Origin of the sequence: Anaerotignum propionicum (genome assembly GCF_024461735.1) — a bacterium.
Lineage (GTDB): Bacteria > Bacillota > Clostridia > Lachnospirales > Anaerotignaceae > Chakrabartyella.
This window is the reverse complement of sequence record NZ_JANGAD010000006.1, coordinates 205,617-227,738: the sequence shown is the minus strand read 5'-3', so window position 1 is coordinate 227,738 and position 22,122 is coordinate 205,617. Positions and strand designations below refer to the sequence as shown.

At 38.8% G+C, this 22,122-nt stretch carries 11 protein-coding genes, 1 pseudogene and 1 riboswitch; of the genes and pseudogenes, 8 read left to right on the top strand and 4 right to left on the bottom strand.

Annotated features, from left to right (window positions below):
* The first annotated feature begins 296 nt into the window (after window positions 1-296).
* Window positions 297-1,925: a hydroxylamine reductase gene (gene hcp / locus NE558_RS09910; protein WP_256149882.1), complete on the top strand. Its 1,629-nt coding sequence runs from the start codon at window positions 297-299 to the stop codon at window positions 1,923-1,925.
* Window positions 1,926-2,265: 340 nt separating this feature from the next.
* On the opposite strand, the gene NE558_RS09905 is transcribed toward hcp, so the two are convergent.
* Window positions 2,266-3,150: a LysR family transcriptional regulator gene (locus NE558_RS09905; protein ID WP_066049587.1), complete on the bottom strand. Its 885-nt coding sequence runs from the start codon at window positions 3,148-3,150 to the stop codon at window positions 2,266-2,268.
* A gap of 414 nt (window positions 3,151-3,564) precedes the next feature.
* Window positions 3,565-3,646: riboswitch (ZMP/ZTP riboswitch) on the top strand.
* Between the two features lie 56 nt (window positions 3,647-3,702).
* Here NE558_RS09905 and pflA point away from each other — a divergent pair.
* Both pflA and pflB read left to right on the top strand, forming a co-directional pair.
* Window positions 3,703-4,416 (top strand): pyruvate formate-lyase-activating protein, encoded by a 714-nt coding sequence (pflA, locus tag NE558_RS09900; RefSeq protein WP_256149881.1) that lies wholly within the window; start codon window positions 3,703-3,705, stop codon window positions 4,414-4,416.
* Between the two features lie 22 nt (window positions 4,417-4,438).
* On the top strand, window positions 4,439-6,670 hold the full coding sequence (pflB, locus tag NE558_RS09895; RefSeq protein ID WP_256149880.1) for a formate C-acetyltransferase: 2,232 nt from the start codon (window positions 4,439-4,441) through the stop codon (window positions 6,668-6,670).
* Window positions 6,671-6,985: 315 nt separating this feature from the next.
* Here the strand turns inward: pflB and NE558_RS09890 are convergent.
* Both NE558_RS09890 and NE558_RS09885 read right to left on the bottom strand, forming a co-directional pair.
* Window positions 6,986-7,735: pseudogene (locus NE558_RS09890) on the bottom strand (nucleoside recognition domain-containing protein); the annotation flags it as partial.
* 47 nt (window positions 7,736-7,782) lie between these two features.
* Window positions 7,783-9,408 (bottom strand): recombinase family protein, encoded by a 1,626-nt coding sequence (locus tag NE558_RS09885; protein ID WP_256149879.1) that lies wholly within the window; start codon window positions 9,406-9,408, stop codon window positions 7,783-7,785.
* A 646-nt stretch (window positions 9,409-10,054) separates the two neighbouring features.
* Here NE558_RS09885 and NE558_RS09880 point away from each other — a divergent pair.
* Window positions 10,055-11,851, top strand: coding sequence for a methyl-accepting chemotaxis protein (locus tag NE558_RS09880; protein ID WP_256149877.1), 1,797 nt, complete (start codon window positions 10,055-10,057; stop codon window positions 11,849-11,851).
* 175 nt (window positions 11,852-12,026) lie between these two features.
* On the opposite strand, the gene NE558_RS09875 is transcribed toward NE558_RS09880, so the two are convergent.
* Window positions 12,027-12,218: a hypothetical protein gene (locus NE558_RS09875; protein WP_256149876.1), complete on the bottom strand. Its 192-nt coding sequence runs from the start codon at window positions 12,216-12,218 to the stop codon at window positions 12,027-12,029.
* A 233-nt stretch (window positions 12,219-12,451) separates the two neighbouring features.
* Here NE558_RS09875 and NE558_RS09870 point away from each other — a divergent pair, with 233 nt between their 5' ends.
* The 4 genes from NE558_RS09870 to NE558_RS09855 all read left to right on the top strand — a co-directional run bounded on the left by NE558_RS09870 (window position 12,452) and on the right by NE558_RS09855 (window position 22,005).
* On the top strand, window positions 12,452-13,474 hold the full coding sequence (locus tag NE558_RS09870; protein WP_256149875.1) for a PQQ-dependent sugar dehydrogenase: 1,023 nt from the start codon (window positions 12,452-12,454) through the stop codon (window positions 13,472-13,474).
* 351 nt (window positions 13,475-13,825) lie between these two features.
* Window positions 13,826-15,655: a sensor histidine kinase gene (locus NE558_RS09865; protein ID WP_256149874.1), complete on the top strand. Its 1,830-nt coding sequence runs from the start codon at window positions 13,826-13,828 to the stop codon at window positions 15,653-15,655.
* A 12-nt stretch (window positions 15,656-15,667) separates the two neighbouring features.
* The gene (locus NE558_RS09860) at window positions 15,668-16,774 is read left to right on the top strand and encodes a response regulator (RefSeq protein ID WP_256149873.1); all 1,107 of its coding nucleotides are present in this window, start codon (window positions 15,668-15,670) and stop codon (window positions 16,772-16,774) included.
* A 128-nt stretch (window positions 16,775-16,902) separates the two neighbouring features.
* Window positions 16,903-22,005: an S-layer homology domain-containing protein gene (locus NE558_RS09855; RefSeq protein ID WP_256149872.1), complete on the top strand. Its 5,103-nt coding sequence runs from the start codon at window positions 16,903-16,905 to the stop codon at window positions 22,003-22,005.
* Window positions 22,006-22,122: the final 117 nt, after the last annotated feature.

Genomic DNA, 22,122 nt, shown 5'->3' with positions numbered 1-22,122 from the left:
TAAAAGCCCCTTCTAGGGGCAGAGCAAACCACCAGCTGAGCTGGTGGTGATGATTATTGCCTTTATTTTTTGGAAGACGGAGCTATTGGGCTCAATCTATTTGATAAAAAAATTTTTTTAAAAGCTAAATGAACAATTTCTTACAAAAACAAACGGCAGTGTAATCCCAAAAATTACAAAAAAGTATTTTTTCTGTTGTATATACAACAGACTAATGCAATTGATACTTGTATACTGGGAATAGAAGTTTTTTGGAAAAATGTAGAAAAAATAGGGACGAAAAAGGAGGAAAAGCCATGAGTATGTTTTGCTATCAGTGTCAAGAAACAACAGGTGGAAAAGGATGCATGGTTAGAGGGGTATGCGGTAAAACAGAAGGGACTGCGAAGCTGCAGGATTTATTGATTTATACTGTAAAGGGAATTTCTGAAATTATTGTGAAAGGAAAGCTGGATGTAAATGAGCTTGGCGGCATTAACGATGAGGTCATTAACAGCCTGTTTATTACAATAACCAATGCAAATTTTGATGATGCCGCAATTATTGCCCAGATTCAAAAGGTGCTTGGTATGCGTGATGCATTAAAAGAAAAGGTATCCATAGGTGGATTACACGATGCTGCAACTTTTACAGTAGATTCTACAGAGTCTATGCTGACAAAAGCATCGGGCATTGGTGTTTTGGCTACAGAAAATGAAGATGTACGTTCTTTAAGAGAAATGATTATTTATGGCGTTAAGGGTATGGCTGCATATACAGAGCATGCGAGAAACCTTGGCAAGGTAAATTTGGATATTAACGCATTTATTTATGAAGCGTTAGCGGCAACATTGGATGATACACTTACGGCTAACGATTTGGTTGCACTTACCCTAAAAACAGGTGAGTACGGTGTAAAGGCCATGGCACTTCTTGACGAGGCAAATACATCTAAATATGGTAATCCTGAAATCACAGAGGTAAATATTGGTGTTAGAAAAAATCCTGCTATACTGATTTCCGGTCACGATTTGACGGATTTGGAACAGCTTTTGGAGCAAACAAAGGATACAGGAGTGGATGTATATACCCATAGTGAGATGCTGCCTGCACATTACTATCCTGCCTTTAAGAAATACAGCAACTTTGCTGGCAACTACGGCAATGCATGGTGGAAGCAAATCGATGAATTTGTATCCTTCCATGGACCGATTCTGTTTACAACCAACTGTATTGTTCCTCCAAGAAGTGAAGAAGTCAGAGGAAGAATTTTTACAACAGGCTCCAGCGGTTATCCTGACTGCAAGCATATTATAGCTGATGAAAATGGAAAGAAGGATTTCTCAGAGATCATTGCCCTTGCAAAAACTTTACCAACACCAGAAGAAATCGAAACAGGCAGTATTGTTGGTGGCTTTGCACATAATCAGGTATTTGCTTTGGCAGACAAAGTGGTTGATGCAGTAAAATCCGGAGCAATTAAAAAGTTTTTTGTAATGGCTGGTTGCGATGGCAGGATGAAATCCAGAGTGTATTATACGGAATTTGCTGAAAAGCTTCCAAAGGATACAGTAATCCTTACTGCCGGCTGTGCAAAGTACCGTTATAATAAGTTGCAATTAGGGGATATTGGGGGCATCCCAAGGGTATTGGATGCAGGTCAGTGTAACGATTCCTATTCCCTCGCAGTTATCGCAATGAAATTAAAAGAAGTATTTGGCCTTGATGATATCAATGAGCTTCCAATTGTATACAATATTGCTTGGTATGAGCAAAAAGCAGTTATTGTTTTGTTGGCTCTGTTGTATCTTGGTGTGAAAAATATCCATTTGGGACCAACACTTCCAGGATTTTTATCACCCAATGTTGCTAAGGTTCTAGTTGAAAGCTTTGGAATCAGCGGTATTGGTACAGTAGATGAGGATATTAAATTATTCATGGCATAATTAGAAAAAGTCCTGCTGATAGTGTCAGCAGGATTTTTTAATTCCATAAAATTAAGGGTGCGGAATTGTTTTTTGTACTGTTATAATATAGTAAGCAGATGATTCAGAAATAGATTGTTATACTCCCTTTGCCATTGGAAAGGACATCCTCTTTAAAATGGCAGATCACTGAAAAAAGCCATAGGCAACCGCATATTAAATGGGCGAAAGAGAGCAAGTCCTTAAAGGGCAATTGTATACAAAAGGATGTGCTTTTTTTGTTAACTAAAAAATACCCCTACAATAGATGTATACATCATTGTAGGGGATTGTAGTCTTAGTATATACGCCCAAGGCAAATTTATTTTTTAGTTGTTCCCAATATATGTTCCTTAAATTTTTCAACTGCAGGTGGTAAATATCTATTTACCACATAGGCTAGATAAACCATGCGCTTAGAATAAGCAGTGTCCAAATCTAATTTTACTACATTGTAGTTTTGTATCGTTGGGTTGTCAGTAATAATGGCAATTCCTTGGTTTGCTTGTACCAGACCTGCCATTGAGTTGACATCTTCGAACTGGCAAAGAATATTAGGCATAATTTGGGCTTTTGAAAACAAGTCATCGATAATCCGTCTCATACCACTTTCCTTTGTATAGCAGATCAAAGGATAAGGGCAAATATCTTGAATGCTCACTTTCTTTTTTCCTGCTAAAGCATGATTTTCGGGGACGATTACAACCAATCCTTGTTCAAAAACAGGGATAAATTCAACGTCACTTTCATTTTCAACCATTGAGCAGAAGACCAGATCATATTTTTCTCTTTTCAGATTGTAAAGCAATGTTTTTGTATTTCCTTCATAACAAGAAAAAGAGATATTCTTATTCTGGGGATCATCCAAAAAACCTGCGATAATTTCCGGTACAAAATTTGCCCCCACAGAGGTCATGTATGCAAGGCCTACATGTCCACCCCCCACTGTAATAAGTCTTTCAATTTGATTTTTCCCCAATTCCAACTGAGTCAATGCGTTTTCCACATAAAACATATAAATTCTTCCATACTTTGTTAAAACCACATTCCGTCCCTGCTTTTCAAAAAGATTTGCCCCCAATTCTTTTTCCATAGCAGCGATAGAATGGCTTAATGTTGGCTGGGAGATATTTAATCTTTCCGAAGCTTTTGTGTAATGCTCCAACTCAGCCAAAGTTTTAAAATAGTATAATTGATTTAAATTCATTACTTTCCTCCTTTTTTCTTTATCAACCTCTTCGCAATCATTATAGCAAAAATATAGAAAGAATCTATATATTTTTCTTTTTTCGTCATAATTAATAAAAAAAAATAATGTGTTTTACGTTTTAGGGATTTTACAATGTTGGCTTTTACTGATTTTACCATAAAATGGTTAATAATTCCAATGATTTAAGGATTAAAAATGAATCAATTGTTGTTAATATCAGAGGGCGAAAATGTTTACTTATCGCTTTTTCAATAGTTTCAATTATATAGATTTTTTATAATTGTGCTTGCTTAATCGATGAGTAGGAAATGAATTTTAAACATCTAAAAAAATTTTTGATAACAATTTATTTTCTTTTTTAAATTGAATAAATTTCATTGACAATAAAAAATAAGCATGCTAGAATCATTTCATAGATTATATGACTGACGGAAAAGTGGGTTCAACCACGTGAAGTATAATCACTAACAAGCCGACCGTCTGGGCAGAAAAAGCCCGGATTGTCGGCTTTTTCTAATTCAAAATTTTGAACTAGAAAGAGGTGATTATGTGCAAAAAGGTAAAATTCACTCCATTGAATCCATGGGATTGGTGGATGGCCCCGGCATAAGAAGCGTTCTGTTTCTCCAAGGCTGTGGGTTGCGTTGCAAGTATTGCCATAACCCTGATACTTGGCAGTTGCAAGGGGGAAAAGAAGTAGATGTGAACGAAATAATGAAAAAGCTGAGGCGTTTTCAACCCTATTTTGGTGATACAGGGGGTGTGACTTGCTCCGGTGGTGAACCGCTTTTGCAAATTGAGTTTGTAACAGAATTATTTCGAGCATGTAAAAAGGAAAATATATCCACTTGTCTGGATACGGCAGGTTATGGATTTGGAAATTATCAGGAGCTTTTAGAAGTTACAGATTTCGTGTTGTTTGATGTAAAGCACTATTTACCAGAAGAATATAAAGCTTTAACGGGGGGCGATTTTTCTGTTCCCACAGATTTTTTGAATGCAGTGAAAAAAAGTGAAACGCCTCTTTGGATACGCCATGTGGTCGTACCTGACGTTACAGACAGTGAGGCACATATCATAGGGCTTGGAGGCTACATCAAAACAATTCCAAATGTGAAAAAGATAGAGCTTCTGCCATATCACACGTTAGGTGTGGAAAAATACACTGTTATGGGGGTTGATTATCCGCTGAAAGATACGCCACCCATGTGCAAAGAAAAGACGAAACAACTTCAGAAATTGATTTTAGATAGCATTTCCTAAAGACAAAGAGAGGATTGAAAACATGAATATATTGGCATGGCAGGGATTTGAAACAGGCAGATGGACAAAAGAAATTGACGTTCGTAATTTTATTCAGAAAAACTATTCCCTTTATGATGGCGACGACTCTTTTTTAGAAGAGGTTACTGATAGAACAAAAAAGCTTTGGGATAAGTGCCATCAATTGATTGTAGAAGAAATGAAAACTGGCATCTTGGATGTTGAAACTGACATAATCTCCGGCATTGATAATTTTGCTCCCGGCTATATTGATAAAAAAAACGAATTGATTTTGGGTTTGCAGACAGATGCTCCATTAAAACGAATTGTAAATTTATATGGCGGTTTAAAGATGGCCACAAGCGCACTGGATCAATATGGGTATCAATTAAATGGGGAAGTGGAGAAAAATTTTCACGCCTACAGAAAGTCTCATAACGAAGGTGTTTTTGATGCCTATCCCGAAAGGACGAAGGTGGCAAGACATGTTGGACTGCTGACAGGGTTGCCTGATGCTTATGGCCGTGGCCGTGTGATTGGGGATTATAGAAGGGTCTCTTTGTATGGAGTAGATTTCCTAATGCAGGAAAAGGAAAGGGAATTAGCTGAGTTTGACGGTGCAATGACCGATGAACGTATTCGTACAAGAGAAGAATTGAGCATGCAAATAAAGGCTTTAAAAGAGATGAAGTCCATGGCTTTGAAATATGGTGTTGACCTTAGTAAACCTGCGAAAGATGCTAAGGAAGCAGTGCAGTTTTTGTATATGGCGTATCTCGCCGGAGTAAAAGAAAATAATGGTGCTGCAATTTCTTTGGGACGTACATCCACATTTTTAGATATTTACATCGAAAGAGATTTGAAAAATGGAGTTCTTTCGGAAAAAGAGGCACAGGAATTAATTGACCAATTTATTATCAAGTTAAGATTGGTGCGTCATTTAAGAACACCGGAGTACAATGAATTGTTTGGTGGCGATCCGACTTGGATTACAGAGGCAATTGGTGGAATCAGTTTAAATGGCGAGCCTCTGGTTACAAAAAACTCTTTCCGCTACCTTCATACTTTAACCAATTTGGGAACTGCTCCCGAGCCAAATATGACGGTGCTTTGGAGCAGAGATTTGCCTCATCCCTTCAAGGAATACTGCTCAAAAATGAGTATAGAAACAGACTCGATTCAATACGAAAATGATGATGTGATGCGACCTTTGTATGGGGATGATTACGCCATATCCTGCTGTGTTTCCGCCATGCGTGTAGGTAAGCAGATGCAGTTTTTTGGCGCAAGGGCAAACATTGCTAAATCCCTTCTTTTGGCAGTAAACGGTGGCGTGGATGAATTGCAAAAAATACCTGTTGTGCCTAACATTGAACCTATCCAAGCAGATGTATTGGACTATGAAGAGGTTCTTGAGCGCTATAAAAAAGTTATGGACTATGTGGCTGAGTTGTATGTTGACAGCATAAACATCATTCACTATATGCACGATAAATATGCTTATGAAGCAAGCCAGATGGCGTTGCACGATAGGGATGTAGAACGTCTTACAGCCTTTGGTATAGCAGGAATTTCCGTAGCGGCAGATTCCCTTTCAGCCATAAAATATGCAAAGGTTACCCCTATTCGTGATGAACATGGTGTAACGGTGGACTTTCAGGTAGAGGGAGATTTCCCTAAATACGGTAATGATGACGATAGAGTGGATGATATTGCAGTGGAGATAGCAACCCATTTTTCCAATGCGCTGAAAAAGCACCCCATTTATCGCAATGCAAAGCATACCTTGTCTGCTTTGACCATCACCAGTAACGTAATGTATGGCAAAAAAACAGGTAGTACTCCTGATGGTAGAAAATATGGAGAACCCCTTGCACCGGGAGCAAACCCCATGCATGGACGGGACGAAAATGGTGCTTTGGCATCCTTAAACTCTGTGGCGAAAATTCCTTATAGAAACGTTTGTCAGGATGGCGTTTCCAATACATTTTCTGTTGTACCTGATGCACTGGGCAAGGAAGAAGGACAGCGGATTGAGAACTTAATTCATATACTGGATGGCTATTTTATACAAGGGGCTCATCATCTGAATGTGAATGTAATGAACCGTGATATTTTAATTGATGCTATGGAAAATCCCGAGAGATATCCTACGCTTACCATCCGTGTTTCCGGATATGCGGTAAACTTTAATCGTTTAAGCCGTGATCAGCAGTTAGAGGTTATCAAAAGAACTTTCCATGAAACCATGTAATGTTGCTGGGTAATAAAAAGGATGTATCATTATTTCAAAAATTTGAGAGTATAGAGGAACAGGGAGTCCCTCCAATGGGTTTCTCTTTCCTTCTTCGAGTTATTTAAGATGATAGAAAAAAACAGGTAAGTTCTGAGGCGAAAATGCCTTGAAACTTCCTGTTTTTTGTATAAGGAGTTAATGCATAGAATTCAGAAAGCTTTGCTTTTCATACAGCAAAAATGATTTCAACAGGTTCCTTCAAAAGCTGGGTTTTTTGATGCATCTCAAAGGGGGATTATGGGATGATCAAGTAAACATGGGGATCGCTTTTGATCAAATGAAAAGCTTTGCAATGTTAGCAAATAAAATGCAAACAGAAATACCAATTGCCGTTGGTATAATTACGGCTAGTGCCGTCCATTTCCAACTGTTTGTTTCTTTTTTTATGGTAAGCAATGTAGTTGAGCAGGGCCAGTGCATCAGGGAAAACAACATGGTGCTGACTGCTGTAATCCAAGTCCAACCATGGTTGACGAATAATTCTTTTAATTGAGTAAGGCTATCTAGTTCAAGCAGACTTCCCTGGGACATATAGGCCATGATGATAATTGGAATGACAATCTCATTGGCAGGAAAGCCTAGGATAAATGCCAACAGAATCACGCCATCCAATCCCATTAGTTGGGCAAAGGGATTTAAGAACGAGGCACAATGATTCAGCACGCTTATATTATTTATGCTTATGTTTGCCATGAGCCATATTACCAAACCTGCTGGGGCTGCAACAACAATTGCTCTGCCTAAAACAAATAGGGTTCTATCAAAAATGGAACGAATAATTACTTTTCCAATTTGAGGTCTTCGATAAGGTGGCATCTCCAAAGTGAAAGAGGAGGGAACACCTTTTAAAATTGTTTTGGAAAGTAATTTTGTTACAACAAAGGTCATTATAATGCCTAATAAAATAAATGCAGTTAGTAAGACTGAGGAAGCAATAGAGGGTAAAAGCCCTCCCGCTGTACCAATAAAAAACATTGTAATCATTGCAATTAATGTTGGAAATGCGCCACCAAACAAAAGGAAAGTTTAGTGATTTGTTCTTTGATTGCATGGGGTGAGGGTTATTTTGGTTATTTGCTGAATATAAAAATATGCAGGTTTTCTCCGTCCCATATCATTTTGGGTACCAGCAGTTTTATGAAGGCTCGCTTCTCCTGAATTGTTAATTCTGAAAAGTTGTTCTTCAAATTTGAAAGGCTGGAAATTAAAAAATCTTTTTTTTGCTTATAATTTTCGGTTTCTAAGTCATATTGCTGTGCTTGATATTGCTTTTCTTTCAGCTCAATTAATTCCTGCTCTAAATGTTGCATTTTAATATTTATTTTTTCTAGAAGAATTGGGCTAGGCTTAGTTTCGGAAATTGAATTTACCAAATTATCCATTTCATCGCTACATTTTTTGATATTGACCTGAATTCGTTCTGAGGGGCTTTCTGTTTCTTCCTTTTGTATATCACGTTTTAGGGTCTCTAACAGCTTAAGGATACTTGAATCTTCAATGATGTAATCTATTAGATGCTGACAAACGGCCGCATCCGTTTCCTGCCCATTTAAATTTTGACAAGCACATAGATTTTTTCCACCACGAAGCTTGCTATGGCAAATATAATCAAACAACACGGAGTTTGCAGACTTATCTGTGCGTTGTTTTGCAAACATACGGCCGCCACAGTTATCACAATAAATGAGCCCTGAAAGCAGGGAATAATCATTATGTATTTTTGAGGGCTTTTTTCCGGTGGGAATGTTTTCTGTTATAATAGCTTGAACTTCCACCCATTTTTTTCCCTCAATACGCCCTTTATGCTTTCCCATGGAAATAATCCACTTATCAATGGCTTGTCTTGGTGCATGCTTTTTCTTATAATCCCTTTTGTTATAGGAAATTAGCCCATATCTATTAGAGCAGTCTTTTTCTTCAAAACATACATCGGCATTTTCTTTAACAAAATAGTTACGGGCATCCTGATCGGCAATGCAGTATACTGGATTTTGTAAGATATCCTTAATTCCAAGAAGGGAATAGTATTTTCCATTCCGTGATTTTATGTTTTGGCTGATTAAATATTTACTTACAGCAGAGATGCTTTTGTACTCCAAGTATTTTTGAAAAATTAAATCCACTGCAAGGAGCTCCTCTGGATTATCTTTTAATTTGCAGGATGTCTTTATCTTGCCATCAATAACCAATTCTTGAAGTTTTTCAGAGGTATAACCGGTGGGTGTAGTGCCACCCAACCAACGCCCGGTGCGGGCAAGCATCATCATATTATCTCTTACTCGCTCTGCGATGGTCTCTCGCTCCAATTGGGCAAAAACAGAGGCAATAAACATCATTGCCTTTCCCATAGGCTTTGATGTGTCAAATTCTTCTTTGATACAGATGAAAGAGATATTGCGCAGGTTTAGTTCTTCGATGAGTGAGGAAAAGTCACTTACATTACGACTAATTCGGTCTAATCGATAACAAACAATATAGTCAGGTTTTTGTAATTTAATATCCCTGAGCATTTTTTGAAATTGAGGCCTCTCTGTATTTTTAGCAGAAAAGCCTTCATCTTCATAAATTGAAATATGGGTGTTTGTAGCATCTGGAAATTTTGAATATATATATTGCTTACACATTTCAATTTGATTGTCAATGCTTTCACCTTTACCTGTGTAAACAGATTTACGACTATATATAAAAAACTTCATTTTAGTCACCACCTTTCATATTTTATAATTTTGTTGTTAAAAGATAATTTCTTTTGATTTCAACATGAAGCCCTTATGTAAATAAGCGGGGCTAAAAGCTTTTTACTTTTTGATCTGGATATACCTTTTCATCTTTAAAAGAGGGCTTCTCTATGAAAGTTTTCTTTCACTAAGATATTTATATACATTCAAAGGGGATGACAGTAATAAAAAGTTGCCTAAAGGCACAACTTTAAAAATCAATATAAGAATAGTGTTTGTTATTTTATTACTTACAATTTTGTAATTAAGTAATTTTTTTAAAATTGTGACACTTGACACTATTTTAAGATGGTCATTATGAGGTAAAATATAAGGAAGATGTAATTATTGGCAGAAAATTGTCGAAACATCATTTAACAAATGATTTGTTAAAAAGGAATGTAGATTTTTAAAAAGGAGAGATATTAAAATTAATAGACGATGAGAGTATCACAGATTTAAAATTGTTAGAGTAAGAATCGATTGTGTAGGGATATAGCATGGAAAAATTCAAAATCTCAAGAGAAAATAGTAAATATTATTTGAAAAATTACTTTTAGAGAAGGTATTAAAAGTATGGGTGAAATGATTCCATGAGACATTTAAGAAGAGGGGAGATACTTATATGAAGCAGTGGTATGAAAATTTAATAATTTCTAATAAATTGAGAACAGGATTTTTATTTACATCCTTTCTTGGCGTTATCATTGGCATTGTTGGTATTATGAGCATTGCAGGCATGATTCAAGGACAGCAGAAAACATATGATCAAACCACAATGGGAATGGTGCATTCCTTAGAGGCGGAAAGTTCATTTAAAGATTTGAGAAGATCCATTGTTTATCTCTATGTTTATTATGACACAGAGAAAGAAAAGCGTTGCCAACAAATTTCAAGTGACTTGGAAAGTACCCAAGGCCATTTAGATTCATATGCAAAAACCATTTCCAACAGTCAGGATCAACAAAATTTCGATAAGACTCAGGAAGCCTTTGAAAGCTACAAAAAAGTTGCAGATGAAATTTTAGCAGTAGCAAGGTCAGGAGAAACAAAGGAAAACTTGTTGATATTAATTGAAAAAGCGGCATCTAGCTCACAAAATGCATCCAATGCATTTCAATCTTTATCTGAGTACAACGATACTATGGCAAAAGAAAAGCTTGCTATGAATAAATCAATGGCATGGGTGGAACTGTTTGTTATGCTTGCTGTTATGATTGTATCGTTTATTATTTCCGCTTTCTTGAGCAAATACATAGCTGATAGCATAGGGAAGCCCATGCAAAAGTATGCGACCATTGCCGGTATGGTTGCCGTGGGTGACTTAGGTGTAAAAAAGGTTGCTGGAGAGGATGGAATAAAATGGGCATCACGGAAGGATGAGGTTGGCGAGTTTGCCAGAGCATTTGACCAGTTGGTACTTAGCACGGACGAGCAGGCACAGAAAACAAGAATGATTGCAAATGGTGACTTAACTACTAAAATTACCATTCGCTCAGAAGCAGATATTATGGGGAAAGCGTTGACAGACTTGGTTGAAAAGCTGCACGGGCTCATTTCCTCAGTATCAATTACAGCAGAACAGGTGGGTATTGGTGCGGGTCAGGTTTCTGATGGTGCCCAGGCATTAGCCTCCGGTTCAACGGAGCAGGCGGCGACAATTGAGGAGCTGACAGCTTCTGCAATTAGTGTTTCTGAACAGGCCATTTTGAATTCTTCCAGTGTGCAAAAAGCAGGAGAATATGTGCAACAAGCAGCCCAAGGGGTTTCATCCAGTAATGAGCATATGAACAGATTGAATAATGCCATGCAGGAAATTGGTCAGTCTTCCCAGGAGATTTCTAAAATTTCCAAACTTGTAGAAGACATCGCTTTCCAAACCAATATTCTGGCATTAAATGCAGCAGTTGAGGCGGCTCGTGCTGGAAATGCAGGCAAAGGTTTTGCTGTGGTGGCGGATGAGGTACGTAATCTTGCTGCGAAATCTGCGGAAGCTGCGAAACAGACCTCTCATCTGATTGAGAAATCTGTATCCATAGTTTCTGAGGGAGAGCAGCTTGCGGAAGAAACGCGGAAGCTTTTGAATGGGGTAGGCGAAAAAACCAACATGGTTGTAACGGCGATTCATGAAATTGAAACTGCATCAACAGAGCAAACATTGGCCATCGAGCAAATCAATGAGGGGCTTTCTCAAGTTTCAGCAGTGGTGCAAACCAATGCTGCAACTGCAGAGGAGAGCTCTGCCTCCAGCGAAGAGCTTGCTGCACAGGCGCAAGTATTGCAACAAGAGATTGGAAAATTTAAGTTATGCAATGAAACAGAAAATTTTAAGCTGTTTGGACGTGACAGTAGCTTCTTAAGTGAGGAAAAGCAGGGCAGAGATTCCTATTTCTATGAATCAGACCATTTTGCAAAATACTGATTTATAAAGGAACAAGGCAAAAAGGGAACCGATTTTACCTTATAAAGCTATAAAAAATAAAGGACGACTCCTTAATTTATAAGAGTCGTCCTTTATTTTGCCCAACAATCTAGAGAATTTTGGGATATTTGTATTTTAACAGTTTTAAAAATTGCTTTTGATAGGGAGATTTTGTTTATTTATCAGATTTCAGGTTGTTTATGATTTTATCCAAAACTTCCAATTTGCTTTTCTTCGATAGACCGGATTGTTTTAGTTTTCTTTCTATAATTTCAGCATGGAATGCACTCATTTTATCGGAAAGAAGTTGCATGTCGCTGGGTGCCACTTTGTGTACCACGACATTCTTAATTTTACTTTTTCTCATGGGACCTCTCCCTATCATTGTTTTCATAGTAAAGAATATGAATGTTCTAACTTGGCTTATACCCTGTTGTAAATAACCCATTCTTATAAAATGTTTGAGTTTGCATAAAGAGGGTCTCTAGATTTAAGCATCCATGGTATGAAAACAAATTTAACACATGATTCAGTTTTTCATTAAATATAATGATAGGAATATAGCAGGGAGAAGCGATAAAAAAGATTGGGGAGAAAATGATGATTAACAAAGAGCCTAATCAAGTTCAAAGTATTGTAGAATACTTAAATATACCGTGGTCAATAGATATAAGTGAAGACGGCAGGATTTTTTTTACAGAGCGTGATGGGAACCTGCGTGTTATAACAAATGGTACATTAAATCCTGTGCCGGTACGTACATTCGTGCTACCCTTTATCAGCAGCGGAGAAGGGGGGCTAATGGGGCTTGCATTGGACAGGGATTTTCTTTCAAATGGGTATATTTATGTTATGTATACATATGGAGAAAAAGGATCGTTTTACAACAGAGTGGTACGAATGCATGTAGTAGGCGATACTGCTATCAAGGAAGATATACTTTTAGATAGGATTCCCGGGGGACGTTTTCATAATGGTGGAAGAATAAAAATTGGACCGGATGGTTATCTGTATATCACTACCGGTGATGGAGGAATTCGTGATCAAGCCCAAGATGTGAATAATCTTGCTGGAAAAATTCTGCGGATTGGAACAGACGGAAGCATTCCCCCCGACAATCCTTTTCCGGGTTCACCTGTTTATGCTTTAGGATTGAGAAACCCCCAAGGTCTGGCTTGGAACGATAAAAATATGTTATACGCCACAGATCATGGGGAAACAGATCATGATGAAATTAATCTGATTGTACCGGGTGGAAATTATGGATGGCCTATAGTTTTTGGCGATATGAAATTGGAAGGTTCTGATTTTATCGAGCCTATTTTACAGAGTGAGAATGAAACATGGGCCCCAGGTGGAGCTGCATTTATTAACAGTGGTCCGAGAAAGGGACAATTATTGGTATCCATGTTACGGGGAAATGGACTTTTGGCAATTACCTTCGATGAGACTGGGACACAGGTGATTGATGTAGAGCCATTATTACTGGACACCTTCGGACGACTAAGGGAAGTATATCAGGCAAATGACGGTACTATTTACATTACAACAAGCAATAAGGACGGTAGAGGGATTATTCATTTTGGGGATGATAAGATAATCCAAATATCACCGGACATCTGAGATATAATTGGGTATAGGGTTATTAATTCATGTTAGTATGGCATTGTTTGATAACCAAGATATTTCTGGTAATGGACCATTTTCTGGTATAAACAAAGTAAAGAATTGATAAACCGACTATATTCCATTGGATGATATAGTCGGTATTTATTTGTAAATGTATATGAGTTAAATTACGGTTTTTCTTGTTTCCTTATTCTTATTTTGATTACGTGTTATTTTGTTAAGCTGCTCGTTGCGTTATGTGGGGTAAACGTTGTATGATGAATAAAATAGTATTTCAAATTAACAAGAAATATGAAGAAAGCAGATACTGAAGTATTGTTCAGTTTGAAAATGGGGAGCAAGAGTATGCATGGAATTGCAAAGAGAATATCTTTTATTATTTTAGGACTTATTCTGATTTTAACATCCACAGGGTGCAGTACCACAGCTTCTGCACCAAGGGCTGAGCAAGGTGTTCTGGATTTGAGGAACTGGGATTTTGCCAATTCAGGTATTATTTTGCTGGACGGGGAATGGGATTTTTACTGGAATCGGCTATTAAATTATAGTGATTTCAAAGAAAATGAGGAGAATAATTTTGTCCTTGTGCCAGAAACCTGGGATAACTATGTAATGAATCAAACGGAATTATCCGGCAAAGGCTTTGCCACATATCGGCTTAGGGTTCAAACAAATCTTGCCAAAGGAACCCTTTTAGCGCTGAGATTAAAAACTGTTTCTAGTGCCTATCAGATATTTATTGATGATACCTATTTGATTGGTGCAGGAACAGTAAGCACCGACGGGAAAGGGGAAAAAGGCGTTTATCATCCCCAAAGCGGGATATTTCCCGTTCCAAATAAGGAATTTGATATTATCATTCAGGTTTCTAATTTTCACTATGCAAGAGGTGGTCTATGGGATAGCCTTTCCCTTGGACAGGCAGAACAGATACAAAATTATGAAAATATGCTTGTGGGTAGAGAGACCTTCTTGATTGGAGTATTAATCATTATTGCGTTATTCTATATGGCAATCTTTTTTCTGATCAGAGAGCTGAAATATACCCTCTACTTCTCTCTCCTAGCATTCTCGGCTGCGATCAGTGTAGATACAGTTGGAGAGTTTCTTCTGTTTCATTCCAGTATTCCCTTTCGTTGTGTAATCAGTATTTGGTATGGAGCTACAGGTTGGCTGACGTTCTTTTTGCTTATGTTTATGCATGAATTGTTTCCATCAGGATTCTCTAGAATAGCCTCCAGAATATATTTATGTATCATGATTGTGTTCCAAACAATATATATTTTCGTGAATCCGGTGTACTATACAAAATTTGCTTTTGTATCGAATTTGAGTGAATGCATCGCCATACTTGTGGTTTGCATTATTATTTTAATTGGTGCAAGGAAAGGCTATAAAAACTGGCAATTGAACATAATCAGTATTTCTTTCCTACTGTTTGGTTATCTTCACGATATTTTATACTTGACAAACAGCATAGATAGCCCTATGAAGGAAATATTTTATTGGAGTTCTTTGGTTGCCCTTATGATTCAAATGATAACACAAGCCCAGAGGATAAAAACTTATTTTGATAGTAAAGCTTCTGCCGAGATGATGCTTTTACAGGCACAAATAAAACCCCATTTTTTATATAATACCATTAATACTATCATTTCTGTTTCCCGCTTTGATGGTGAGCGGGCAAGAGATTTGCTGATAGATTTCGGTCAATATCTGCGAAAAAGCTTTGATTTCAAAAGCTCTGAACAATTGGTAACCTTAGAGCATGAAATTGAACTGGCCAAGGCATATATTGCCATAGAAAAGGCTCGATTTGGCAATCGTTTGGATGTAGATTTTCATATTAAAGGGGATATTTACAATTTAAAAGTACCAATTTTAGTGTTACAGCCAATTATCGAAAATGCAATCATCCATGGTGTATTGCCAAAGGCAGAAGGGGGAACTGTAGATATTCAGATTTCTAGAGAAGGAAAGACATTGTTTTTTTCTGTAAAGGATAATGGGGTGGGAATGGATAAAGCAAAGCTTGAGAATATCCTTGCTGGAAACACAAATCATATTGGGTTATCAAACATAGATTCTAGGCTGCGCAGACTTTATAAGCAGGGGATAGAGATGACAAGCAAAGAAGATGAAGGCACAGAAATTAAGTGGTGTACCTACATTTAACAGGAGGGCGCAATGATAAATGTAATACTGATAGATGATGAAGAGCCAGCCTTGCTGGAAATGGAATTTTTATTGGGGGCTTATCCTCTGGTTCAAATAGTGGGGAAATATTTGAATCCCGTGGAAGGTATGGAGATGGTGGAAAGGTTGAGACCCCATGCAGTGTTTATCGATATTAACATGCCCGGAATTGATGGAATGACTATAAGTAATAAGCTTTGGGAAAAAACCATTGAAACGAAGATCATTTTTGTCACTGCTTATGAGCAATATGCTTTTGAAGCTTTTCGGGTGGAAGCCATGGATTATCTCCTTAAGCCAGTTTCAAGAGAACGGCTGGATCGAACAATTGGCAGGCTGGTTAAGGATAACGAAAAGAAGCCACAAATTCTGAATGAAGTCTTAGAAATAAGGTGTATGGGTGGTCTTCGCTTGGGGTGGCGGGATAAGAAGCCTATCAAATGGCGCACAGAGAAAGAAAAAGAGCTTTTTGCATTTTTACTGAATCATGCAGGTGTTACGATGTCAAAAAGTCGGATTATTGATGAACTGTGGAATGACTATGCCTTTGATCGGGCCATTTCACAGCTACATAATTGTATTTATCATATTAAAAAAACACTGCGAGAGTATGGTGTTGGATCTGAGCAGATTCATATATCAGGTCACTACTGCCTGAGTTTAGGAGACGTTTGGTATGACCGTTTATTGATAGAAGAGAAAATGAAAAAAAGAGGTGGCTCAGATACTATTGAAACATTGGAAGAGGCGCTCCAGCTGTTTGATGGTGAGTATCTTTCACCTGAGGGATGGTCTTGGGTAGAACAAGAACGGGAGTTATTACAACTTTGGGAGATTGATACACTATTGCGTCTGACTGAAAAATATATCCAGGTGGGAATGCTGTACGAGGCAGAGAGTATGCTGAAGAAGGCTTACCGCAAAAATCCTTTTGAAGAGAATGTAACATTTATGCTGATGACGTTATACAAGAAAACAGGAGATTCTGTAAAAGCGGCAAAGCATTATATTGAGTATGAGAAAATATTACAAGAAGAATTGAAAATCAAGCCTCAAAGAAGTATTACAAAACTTTTTGAATCCATAGAAATGGAGTAGAAAAATACACGGACAAACAATATTAATTATCTTCTTGCATGTCGTTTTTGCGAGATTTTTGCGAGAATCAGTCGATATAATATTCCTTAAGAAGAAGGTTTCACGACAAATGGGTAGGGGGATAAAATATGACTGAAAACATAACAAGAAGATTTACAGCAATTTTTGTCGCACTGGTAATGGCAATAGGGCTTATGCCTACAATGACACTACAGGCATATGGGGATACGTTGGCAAACATAGAATTGATTGCCAATGATGTTACATTTAATGCTGCCAATGAAGGATATGGTACGCAACCATTTTCTCAAGCTTGGGTTAATAATAACGGCTTGGTAGAAACGGGAGATTTGACTGTGACCTTAGCAGGGAATAATCCTGAGGCATTTGAGCTTTCTAAAAAGAGTATTCCCAGTCTTCTTCCTGTTGAAGGAAAGACCAGTTTCAATGTAACCCCTGTAACTGGGTTGACGCAAGGAACATATACGGCTACGGTGACTGTTTCAGGCAGTCAAATTGAGTCTAAGGGTTTTAATGTGAGTTTCACAGTGAATCCCCCAGGAGCGACCTATACTGCTACAATTCGTACATATCTAAATGATACCCTAACAGACGTAGAAGGAAACGTGGAGTTGGGAATAGGTACTGGGAGAATTGCACTGCCCAAAGGCGATGACGGTATTTATGAAGCTTCAGTAGAAAATGGAGACTATACCATTTATATTAACGGAAACAATACGGGAAGAAGCCTTGTGATTAGTGGTGACAATAATAGTGTAGCTTTGAACTATTATACAGTGGAATTCTCGGCTTCCACAGAGGGAAATGCCTCTAACGGTAAAATAGGTGCCACTGTAAATAGCGCTACGATTAGCAGTGGAGCAAAGGTGCTTAAAGGTGATGCAGTTACCCTAACAGCGTCTGCAACAGGAGCATCGACATATGCTTATGCATGGAGTGGTTCTGGGACAAACGGCCAAACTGAAGCAACACTGAGTATTAATGTGAAGGAAGCTATTCAAGCGGAGTGTGTGATTACAGGCAGTGGAGATCCCATTGAATCTCCTGATTATGAAATCAATAACGAAGGTTATAACTGGACAGGTTCTGATCAGGCTGTTTTATTATCGGGGGCTAATGATGTCCTTACCATACATAAGGCGCCTACTGCCGCTATCAAAATTGAGGTGCAATCGGCAGATGATTCTGAGGTTACCCTTGAGAGTGATTTAGTTGATGGTAAGCCAATTGTTTGTTCAAAAACCACAGTGGTGGTATCCAATAAAATTAAATTGAACTTAAAGAACATTGATATAACTGCACCTACAGGCAGTATGGAAGACTGGCATTTATTTACGGCTCTTCTTTTGAAGGACTCTGCAACCATTGATGTATCAGGTACATGCAATATCTCCGGTAATTGCAATGGAAGCAAACCTTGGTATGGACATGGAATTGCTTCGGAGCAAGATAACACAACAAAGATTACTGGCAGTGGGACATTGAATGTAACAGGGGGAAGTGCCAGCAAAGGAAACGGCGGCGAAGGTATCCTTATCATCGCTAGTACAACTGGTAATAGCTCAGGGGCAAAGCTTTTTATTGAAGATGGCGTTACAGTCATTGCAAAAGGTGGGAACTCTGCCGTTAGTGAAGCTGGTAATGGAATTACGATAGGCTGGGGGGATATAACCATTGATAATGCCACAGTCGAAGCCTATGGTGGTGAAGCCACAGGTAGTGGTGGTGGTGGCGGAACGGGCATTTTGGCATCTTTTTTTAGTGGTGTTTCGACCAGCAGCGGAAATATAACAGTTATTGACAGCAAGGTAACTGCTGAAGGTGGAGCATCAAACGCATCTAGTGGAGGTAACGGTATTTCTGCTTCTTTTGCCAAGACTTCCCCCGATGGTGGAAATATCGTCTTTACCAATAGTATGATTAAAGCTAGGGGTGGTAAATCCACTGCATCCCGAGGAGGCGGAGCAATATCTGCCACAAATAATATTACAATTGCAGCTGGAGAGATTACTGCTACAGGAGGGAATGCTTATATAAATGGTGCCCATGGAATTTATTCAGACTGTGGAGCAATCGTTATAAAAGATGAAGCAAAGTTATCCGCGAAAGGTGGTAACGGTACAACAGATGTTGGCGGTGTTGGTGTGCGAGCATATGGCAATGCGGATAGCAAAAATGCAAACCCGGGTGTTGTAACAATTGCAAATAATGCTGGGGCAGTTTATATCCGTGGCGGTCAAGGTGTGACAGCACAAAGGGCCTCTATTATGGGGAAGGGTGTATACATCGAAACAGGTAATATAGGCAATGTCATGATGGAGGGTGTTGTATCACGCAGCATTAAAAATACTATCGACGGTGACGACCTTTATTTGGTAAAGGTTACAACCGATCCTGCTGATACTGTAGAGATTCGTTGCGAAGTGAATGGAGGGAGTTATACCTATCGTGCTGTGGCAGATAAAGATGGGACTGCTTGCCTTTGGTTACCTGTTGGAGCACAGAAAGTTACTGCCCTTGAATATGGTGATGGCACCTTATCTGTTGTTGCCGATGATATATCAAATACAGTTTCACTATCTAAGCCAGGGGTTGTTACAGCTCATGATTCAAATGAATTAAAGACTTATATGGCGGCAGCCTATGTAAAAACAATCAATCTGGTTTCAGGTACCACTTATTCCTATGATGGAGCAATTCTAAAACGGGATTTGACCATTCACGGAAATGGAGCAACAGTGATTGTTGGTACAGGGATTGCCGATACTATCGTTAAAAAAGAAGGTAACTCGGTCAATGGGCCTGTATTCCTAGCGATTGAGAATGCAAGCTTGAACATAGACAATGTTACATTATTAGATGAATCAAACAGGATTCTCGCCGCAATCAACGTGAAAACAGGGGGCTCCCTCTTGTTGGATGGTGTGCGCTTTGAAGGGTTTTTTGCTAACCTTGAATCAGACCCGTATCCCACATCTCCCAACATGAACGGAAACCATAATAACTTTGGCGTTCATGCGGAACCGGGCGCAGTGACTACTACTGTGCAAAATTGTACCTTTGGCGCAACAAATTCCTTTAGAAATGCTATTGCGATTCGAAATGGCGTGGCAGTTATCAAAGATAATACATTCGTGGGAACGGATAAACCAAAAAGACAGAATCAATCAGATGGGTTTGAGTATGCAGTTTATCTTTACGGAGGTAATTGTACTGTCACCGGAAACGATATGAGTGGGTATGACAGTATTTTGAAACTGCTGGGGTTCCATAGTGCCGGAATCACCATGTGTCCTTTTTACAATTTGGATGCAACCATTACCGGAAACCGATTGCATCACAATGCACGAGGGTTTGACGGCGTTGGTTCGTATCATGACTACTCCTATCCAGCTGAGGTTAAATTGAATGGAATTAAATTGACTACCAGTGAGGAAGGCTTTAAAATTGGACAGATATTGAAAGATACAAATACATTTGCAGATAATGGGGATGGGGATATTGCCATAATGTTGGATCAGGATGATAACTATATTGATTCAAAAACAGGCATAGAATATGGACCTCCTGTATATTTTTCACCACTGCTTAAGGTGGATAGTACCACAAGTAAGGGGGCAACTCTTAGCTTTGACAGTGGAGTATGGGCTACGGCTACGGTCAGAAACGCCAAGAGTATAGGCATGCAAGTTTCGGATGATAACGGAGTTACTTGGAAGGCGGCTTCTGTGGAAGGGACGATAAATGCATCTTCTAAATCCATTTCTGTGGGATTAGAGGAAGGTAAAATATATCTTCTTCGTTCTGTTATGATTATTACAGCGAATACCATCCCTGTGGGCTCATCGGTTTCTGTGCGTGGTGACTTTACTTGTTATTCTAATCAGGTGAGTGTAACCACACCGAAAAAAGGTGGAAGTGGATCTTCAGGCGGTGGCTCCCCAACGGAACAATCGGGGGGTGTACCCGTTATTGTCAATGGAGAAACCAAAACGGCGGGGACAGCCCAAACTGCAAAAGATAAAGATGGAAGAACTATAACCACTGTGACTGTGGATTCTGAAAAATTAGAGAGCATTCTTGCATCCAAAGAAAGTGGTGCAACAGTGGTTATTCCAGTGACAGGGAAAGCTGATGCTGCGGCAGGAGTTTTAACTGGTGAAATGGTCAAGAATATGGAGAAAAGGGAAGCAACCCTTGTAATCAAAACAGAGACTGCAACCTATTCTCTGCCCGCAGAACAAATCAACATTCAAGCGGTTTCACAACAGCTTGGTAAAGATGTAGCTTTAAAGGATATTGCGGTTTCTGTAATTATTTCAGAACCTTCAAAGCAAATGAGCAGCCTTGTGGAACAAGCAAGCAATCATGGTGGGTTCACACCTGTTATGGCGGCGGTTGATTTTACCGTTACCTGTAGTTATGGTGGACGTGCAGTAGATGTCAGCAGTTTTAACGCATATGTGGAGCGAACCATTGCTATTCCCAACGGCGTTGACCCCACTAAAATTACCACTGGCATTGTTGTTAATCCTGATGGAACAACGCGTCATGTGCCTACTAGGGTGACTGTGATAGACAACAAATACTATGCTGTAATAAACAGCTTAACAAACAGCACTTACTCTGTAGTTTGGAATCCGGTTACCTTTTTAGATGTAAACAACCATTGGGCGAAAGCATCCATCAATAACATGGGCTCAAGAATGGTTGTTGGTGGTGTTGGAGAGGGCAATTATGAACCCGACAGAGACATGACACGAGCTGAATTTGCCGCTATAATGGTTAGAGCATTGGGACTTGAACCGGATGTAGGTGTCGACAGCTTTTCAGATGTCACCTCTGCAAAGTGGTATAGCGGATATGTAAAAACAGCTACAACTTATGGCATCATCAAGGGATATTCTGACTCAGCGTTTGGGCCTGATGACAAAATTACCCGAGAACAAGCCATGGCTATGCTTGCACGAGCTATGAAAATTACTGGATTAAAGACCGAAATGACAGAGAAGGAAGGGGAAGCTCTGATTTCAATGTTTACTGACAGCGCATCTGTATCATCTTTTGCAGTTGACAGTGCTGGAAAATGTTTGAAAGCAGGCATTGTTTCTGGCAGAGGAAAAAACACGCTTATGCCTAAGGCGTATATCACCAGAGCTGAGGTTGCGGCAATGATTGAACGACTGTTGCAAAAATCGGATCTGATTTAGTGTTTAAAAAAGAGTAAAACTCCCCCGTTTTACTATCTAGAAAGCACCCGATGATATTATAGGTATTTATCGGGTGTGATTTTTCTACATAGTTATAACACGAGGAGTGAAGGAAAT